At 39.5% G+C, this 7,033-nt stretch carries 6 protein-coding genes; all 6 read right to left on the bottom strand.

Annotated elements, in window-relative coordinates:
* Window positions 1-701: 3-oxoacyl-[acyl-carrier-protein] reductase (gene fabG, locus B2V92_RS20105; protein ID WP_293311594.1), on the bottom strand; the 701-nt coding region annotated here is incomplete at its 3' end.
* A gap of 124 nt (window positions 702-825) precedes the next feature.
* A complete protein-coding gene (locus B2V92_RS20110) occupies window positions 826-1,902 on the bottom strand; it encodes an agmatine deiminase family protein (RefSeq protein WP_293311596.1) in 1,077 nt (358 codons plus the stop codon).
* A 154-nt stretch (window positions 1,903-2,056) separates the two neighbouring features.
* On the bottom strand, window positions 2,057-2,410 hold the full coding sequence (locus B2V92_RS20115) for a four helix bundle protein (RefSeq protein WP_293311598.1): 354 nt from the start codon (window positions 2,408-2,410) through the stop codon (window positions 2,057-2,059).
* A 231-nt stretch (window positions 2,411-2,641) separates the two neighbouring features.
* Entirely contained in the window at window positions 2,642-3,517 is an 876-nt protein-coding gene (locus tag B2V92_RS20120; protein ID WP_293311600.1) for a carbon-nitrogen hydrolase, read from the bottom strand.
* Window positions 3,518-3,809: 292 nt separating this feature from the next.
* Complete coding sequence (locus tag B2V92_RS20125; RefSeq protein WP_293311602.1) at window positions 3,810-4,331, bottom strand: hypothetical protein; 522 nt, start codon at window positions 4,329-4,331, stop codon at window positions 3,810-3,812.
* A gap of 78 nt (window positions 4,332-4,409) precedes the next feature.
* The gene (locus tag B2V92_RS20130) at window positions 4,410-6,374 is read right to left on the bottom strand and encodes an SPFH domain-containing protein (RefSeq protein ID WP_293311604.1); all 1,965 of its coding nucleotides are present in this window, start codon (window positions 6,372-6,374) and stop codon (window positions 4,410-4,412) included.
* Window positions 6,375-7,033 lie beyond the last annotated feature (659 nt).

Below are 7,033 nucleotides of genomic sequence, written 5' to 3' on the forward strand. Positions count from 1 at the left end.
TAAGCGCTCATATCAGAAGCTAAAAACACGCAAACGTTGGCAATATCTTCAGTTTCACCGGCACGTTTTAATGGAATATCTTTTTCCCAGCCTTCAACAACTTTTGGATCTAAAACCTCAGTCATTTCGGTACGGATAAAACCTGGCGCAACTACGTTGGCACGGATATTTCTCGAACCCAACTCTTTGGCAACCGATTTTGTAAAACCAATAATACCAGCTTTCGAAGCGGCATAGTTGGCCTGACCAGCATTACCCGAAACACCAACCACCGAACCCATGTTGATAAACACACCTTTACGGGCTTTCATCATCACCTTAGAAGCGGCTTTGGTTACATTGAAGATTGATTTTAGGTTAATGTTGATTACATCGTCCCAATTTTCTTCGCTCATACGCATCAATAAACCATCTTTGGTAATACCTGCATTGTTTACCACAATATCAATGGTACCGAATTCGGCTACGATATCGTTAATCAATTGCTCTGCTTCAGCAAATTTAGAAGCATCAGAACGGTAACCTTTAACTTTTGTTCCAAAGCTTTGTAATTCCTGCTCTAAAGCCTCACCTTTTTCTACCGATGATAAATATGTAAAAGCTACATTAGCGCCCTGCTCGGCAAATTTTTCAGCTATTTTACGGCCGATCCCTTTTGATGCACCTGTAATTAATGCTGTTTTTCCTTCTAATAATTTCATTATGAAATGTTGTAAAGTTGAAATATTTTAATGTTGTAAAGTTAATAACTCTACCGAGATATTGTTAAATTGTTTGATTGCTTCATTGTTAACAACTCAAAACTCCGAACTGTTAACTCCAAACCTAAACCGCCGGCTCCTGTTGACTTAAGCAATGGAAACTGCCCAATCCCCAGATAATATCAACCGAATTGATACCAATCACCTTGCGATCTGGAAAACAACCCTGAATAATATCTAAAGCTTTTTGATCGTTCACATCATTAAAAACCGGAACAATTACAGCTGCATTAGCGATGTAAAAGTTTGCATAAGATGCCGGTAAACGGGTATCATCATAAATCACTGGTGATGGCATTGGCAGCTCAACAATGTTTAATGATCTGCCATCTTTCAATTTCATTGCTTTTAAGGCTTCGAGGTTTTCCTGCAATAGCACATAGTTCTCATCTAAAGGATTACTTTCTACAACAGTTAAAACGGTATCCTCATTTACGAAACGGGTAATATCATCAATGTGGCCATCTGTATCATCACCAACAATTCCATCGCCCAACCATAAAACCTGATCCTGTCCGTAATATTCCAGCAAATATTGCTCAATCTGCTCTTTGCTTAAATGTGGATTGCGGTTTTCGTTCAATAAACAGGCTGTAGTAGTTAAAACTGTTCCGGCACCGTTAAATTCTACCGAGCCACCTTCCATTACAATATCAGGGGCAAATAAAGGCAGATCGAAATGTTTGGCAATTTTTGTCGGCACTACATCGTCAAGGTCGAATGGAGGATATTTACCGCCCCATGCATTGTAGCCCCAATCTATCACCGCTTTTTCGTTCCCTTTAATTACAAATGCAGGACCATGATCGCGGCACCATGCATCGTTGGTTTCGTTGAAATAAAACTCAACCTGACTTAAATTTGCATTAACTTTTGTTAATTCAGCAATGGCGAAAGCTTTCATTTCTTCATCTTTCACATTAATGCGCACTTTTTCACCTTCGGCAACAGCTTTTATAAACTGGCAATAAGGTTCGTAAATGGTTTCGATTTTTCCCGGCCACGATGCTTCTTTATGCGGCCAGCTTAACCAGGTTGCCTCATGTTTGGCCCATTCGGCAGGAAAAGCATAACCTTGCTGCTTTGGTGAGTAATCGAACTGATTGATATTTAAATCTTTTCTTGGAGGAAAGTTTGACATAGTTTTTAAAGTCCGAAAGTCGGATGTCCGAGGTCGGAAGATTTAGTGTGTTATTTTTTAAAGTCCGAAAGTCGGATGTCCGAGGTCGGAAGATTTAATGTTTTAGCTATAGCCCAAATATCATCTGACTTCGGTCTTCCAACCTACGACTAAATTAATTTAAAGATTTAATTAAAGCAGTAATCATGATCAAAATTTCCTCACAGGATTTGTAATGCTTTAAAAAAATTTCTTCTGTAATATAGCTTCTCCTTATCGCAAGGTGTAAACAATTCACAACTTCTATATTCGATCTTAGGGCATAACCTAAAAATCTTTTAAATTCAGGGTTACTTTGACCTGTGCTTCTCTCTGCAATATTCATTGAAATCGAATCGGCAGCACGCTTAGCCTGCGATGTTAGAACATAAACTTCATCTTTCGGAAAAGTTTTTGTCATTTTATCTATTTCATCGGCTAAGTCTAAAGCCTTCTGCCAAACCTTAAGTTTTTCAAATTGGAATGCCATAATTAAGTCCAGAGTCGGAGGTCCGAGGTCTGAAATTATAATTTATTAAAAATTCTATAACAAATTACAACTTCTTGTTATTCAATCCAAACCTTTAAGGCTTTCTCACGAAACTTAACATTTATCTAAAAAATTTTTGCATCCTTTAGGTATGCTACTTAGCCTCTGTCTTCGGACATCCGACCTCTGACTTATTGCAAAAACTTAATTTTCTTGAAACTTATTTTCTACTTAATCGCCGTCAATATATCTTTTTGTAATCGGCTGATAAGAATCGATCCTTCTATCCCTTAAAAAAGGCCAGTGTTTACGGAAGAAATCAGATTCTGATAAATCCAGTTCCACTACTTCGGTTTCTTCCTGATCGTGTGAGCCCAAATAAAGTATTTTGCCCTGTCCGTTTGTAGCAAAACTACCACCCCAGAATTTCATGGCACCATCTTGCTCGAAACCCACACGGTTTACGCTTACTACAGGTACACCATTTGCCACAGCATGCGAGCGCTGGATGGTTTGCCAGGCATCGTATTGATCTTTATTGGTTTCTTCATCCTGATCGGTAGCCCAGCCAATTGCAGTTGGATAGAACATAATATCAGCGCCCATTAAAGCTGTAATACGCGAAGCTTCCGGATACCATTGATCCCAACAGATCAAAATCCCGATTTTTGCAAATTTCGTCTGAAAAACCTTATAACCCAAATCACCCGGAGTGAAATAGAATTTTTCGTAGAAAGCAGGGTCATCAGGAATATGCATTTTACGGTATTTACCTAAATATGAACCATCGGCATCTAAAACAGCAGTGGTATTATGGTACAAACCTTCAGCACGTTTTTCGAAAAGGGAAGCAATAATTACCACGCCTAATTCTTTAGCTACAACCTGCAGCGCATCGGTAGAAGGACCCGGAATAGCTTCTGCCAGATCAAAATTATCGTAATCTTCAACATCACAGAAATACAGTGAGGTAAAAAGTTCTTGCAAACACACAATTTGTGCACCTTTTGCAGCTGCTTCTCTTATTTTCGCAATCGCTTTATCTAAATTTTCCTGCTTATCTTTAGTACAGCTCATCTGCACCAAGCCAACATTTACTTTCTTCATATTTTTGAAATGAGAGAATGAGGGAATGATTAAATGAAAGAATGTTTAAATGAGAGCATGTTTAAATGAGAGCATGATTAAATGAAAGAGTGCTTAACTTGTAGCTATTCAATCATTCAAAACTCAGTCATTCAAAAATCTATCATTCAAAACTCAATCATTCAAAATTCTATCATTCTAAATTTGGCTGCAAAGTTACTAAAAAGGTTTAAGGTATAAAGGCTGGGGATGTAAGGTTTGTTTAAAAATATGATAAAGAAAATGTAATTAAAACTTATTTTTTTGCTGTTGCCTACCTATACAACAAGTTTAAGATTCCTTTTTTCATGTCGATCTTAACGCTATCATTTACGCTATACTCTTTAAGGATAACAGGCTTTGTATCAAGAATGATTTCCCTACCCGTCTGATCCAATATAGTGAACTGATGTAAACTTAAACCTCTACGGCCACCACTTCTTTCTGTTTTATCTGTTACTATACCTTTAATTTTAACTATTTCATTTCTTTCGTATATCGAATTTATAAAGGTTAAAGCAAGTCCAAGCACACTCCTCACAAATAAAAAGTAGATCACTATACCAATAAATAAAGAGGTCAACATCGAGTTCCATGCAATATAATCGCCACTTTTCAACTTTTTATAAATAAAACATATGAGTGCCAATATACCTAATGGCAAAGCGATGATATCGATTATCCTTTTAGCTTTAACAGCCTCATACATATCAAACTGAAGTATGTAAAAAAGCAAAAAAATGCTAAAAACTACTAATAAGATAATGAGAAATGTGCCCTTCCTTTTGTTCACCATAAATTTTAAATAACAGGCCGAAAATTACAATAAAAAGCCCCAACTTACGCTGAGGCCTTCCAATTAATTTAAAATCGGTTAAGGATTGATATTATCCTTTTTGGGTTTTGGTTTTGTTTCTACAATTTCTGCTACGGCGACCACTTCTTTACGTTTTTCGGGATCCATTAATTCCATTAATTTAAGTCCGAGTAAACCGTCCATTGCTGAACCACCATTGTTTGCATTACCACCGATGAGTACATCAGGAATTAGTTTTACATTACCTTTTGATAATTCTTCGGTGATTTTATAACGGGTAAAGTTTTCGCCGCCTAAGGCTTTAACTGCAAGTTCGTAAGCCTCGGCAGTTGATTTACCCACAGCCAGAATTTTACCTGCCTCGGCACTACCGGTTAACGAAATCTGTTCGGCCTCTGCCGATGCACGCAGCTTAATCGCTTCCGAATCGGCCTGTGCCCTTGCCTTAGTAGCTTCTGCTTCGGCATGCGCCCTCATTTTTGTGGCTTCGGCCTCTGCTCCTACCGCCAGTTTTACACCTGCGGCATCACCTTCCGATTTTTTCACCGTTGCACTTGCGGTACGTTCGGCAATCTCTACACTCTGTTGCGCCTTTACAATGTCTTTCTGCATATCAGCAATGGCCGTTTCTTTCTCCATCCCCTGACGTGTTTCCTGCGCCTGTTTCTGTGTATCGTAGGTAATTTTCTGTTCTTCTGCGATTTTACGGTCGGTTAAGGTTTTCATCAACGATTCTGGCGGAACAATGTCTCCGATCAGCGTATCAACGGCATTAACATTATACTCATCAAGCACTTTACGGATGTGCTCCTTAGCCGATTCCTGGCGTTCTTTACGGGTACTCAAAAAAGCAATTACATCGCTTCCCTGTGCCGAGTTACGGAAATAGTTACCGATGGTTGGCTCCAGCACCTGCGAAACCAGGTTAACCATATTACCAAAACGGGCAATTACTTTTGGGGCTTCGGTAGTAGGTACATGGATAATCTGTGCCACATCCAAATTAAACGGGAAACCATCTTTCGAACGTACGGTAATGGTCGACAGGTTTTTGTCCAGGTTGTGCGCCTCGCTCCGTGCCGATGCCCAGTTGAGTACCAAGTTTGTGGTTGGTACCAGCTCTACCTTCATAATGTACTTGTTGATCGGGTATTTACCCGGGCCAAGCGGTTCTAACCAAACACCTTTAGATCCTTTGCCCACAATGTTACCGTGCTTAAAGTCGGCCCCGGTTAAATCGTTTCCATCCTGACCGATAAACGAAATCACCACACCCACATAACCAATGGCAATTTCCATCATCGGGATTTCTTCCAATTGAACAGCCCAGGGATTGAGGTTGTAAGAACCGGCTAAAATTACCTGTGGTTGCAAACCGCGGTTACCACCCAGTTTGATAAAAGCATCAAAATCCTGGAAATTATTATGCCCCTCTACCAGTTTACCGGCAATCTGGTTTGCCTCGATCGGTAAACCGTCCAATGTGGTTACAATCCCCACCATACTCTCCTGGATACGGATCATATCGGTTACCGACACCTGAAAAAGCATGGTATTGATACGGTACGCCCCAGAGGTGATGTAAGAAGTTTGCCGCCCCCGCTGACCACCGTTTTCGAGGAACTTCACTGCATCCTGAAAGTTATCAGACTCTACTTTTTGCCCCAGGATGTTGCCTGTAGGAATTTCTGATCCATCTTTGGCCATAATGAGTCCGATTTTTCCTTCAGGGATAATGGTAAACTGCTCCATGGTTACGCTGTACTGCCAAAACCACATCCCGAAATATAATCCGGGCGCCAGCGTTTTTCCCTGGAAACCAGCTTCTCCCCTAACGGCGATGATCCTTCCATCGGGCAGTTCTTTTGCAGAACCGAAGAGCACGAATTTTTTGGTAATCAACCCGATTCTGTCTTCGGGCACAATCACCATCCCGAATAAGAAACGTAAAATATATTTGTATAAAACTACGCACAACAGTGCCACTAAAACCCACCAGTAATTAGAAATGAGCGCTTCCATAACGTTTTGTATTTTTCTGTTTTTTTAACCTGATAAACCATTTATCAGGCAGTACATTGACATCAAATTGCATGCATTGTTACCAGATTTAACACTTAATTTTAAACTATTTTTTATTGGTTTTAAGACCTCAAAGAAGCGTTAAGACAAACGATTTGAGGAATGCAAACTGCAGATGACATTTTTATGTTTTACACACCTGAATGCTTATAAAGGCCGAAAAATGGCTATTTAAGTCTTAACATATATCTGCAGAAATTTTAATTGTACAGTTAACAATTAATAGGACAAAGCTGTCCTTTTTTGGACCTGTGGAATTGACCTGATTGGGGTACAATATTTAATGATAATTATATTTTGGCAGAACTAAAACCTTTCAAAAAAGCACGGCACCTGAATATAATAAACCCGATTGGACGGATGCCCCGATTTTTTTTATCGGGGCAGAAGGGAAAGCGGAACCGGAGCCAACCGAAAGGTACAGGAACCTGCTTTTCAAATAATCAGGTCCATAATGTTTAATGATCAATAATTCGGGAAATGTTAATAGATCCGGTCTGTGCGCCACAGACCATGAGAATTGGGTCCGTCACCCTGAATTTATTTCAGGGTCTATCATGCAAGAAAGATGCTGAATAAATTCAGCATGACGAATCGAT

It is taken from the genome of Pedobacter sp. UBA5917 (assembly GCF_002432345.1).
Lineage (GTDB): Bacteria > Bacteroidota > Bacteroidia > Sphingobacteriales > Sphingobacteriaceae > Pedobacter.

What these genes read in the sequence shown, in the direction of transcription:
- B2V92_RS20125 (WP_293311602.1), bottom strand. Translation starts at nt 4,331, where the DNA reads ATGGTGAACAAAAGGAAGGGCACATTTCTCATTATCTTATTAGTAGTT.
- B2V92_RS20110 (WP_293311596.1), bottom strand. Translation starts at nt 1,902, where the DNA reads ATGTCAAACTTTCCTCCAAGAAAAGATTTAAATATCAATCAGTTCGAT.
- B2V92_RS20115 (WP_293311598.1), bottom strand. Translation starts at nt 2,410, where the DNA reads ATGGCATTCCAATTTGAAAAACTTAAGGTTTGGCAGAAGGCTTTAGAC.
- B2V92_RS20130 (WP_293311604.1), bottom strand. Translation starts at nt 6,374, where the DNA reads ATGGAAGCGCTCATTTCTAATTACTGGTGGGTTTTAGTGGCACTGTTG.
- B2V92_RS20120 (WP_293311600.1), bottom strand. Translation starts at nt 3,517, where the DNA reads ATGAAGAAAGTAAATGTTGGCTTGGTGCAGATGAGCTGTACTAAAGAT.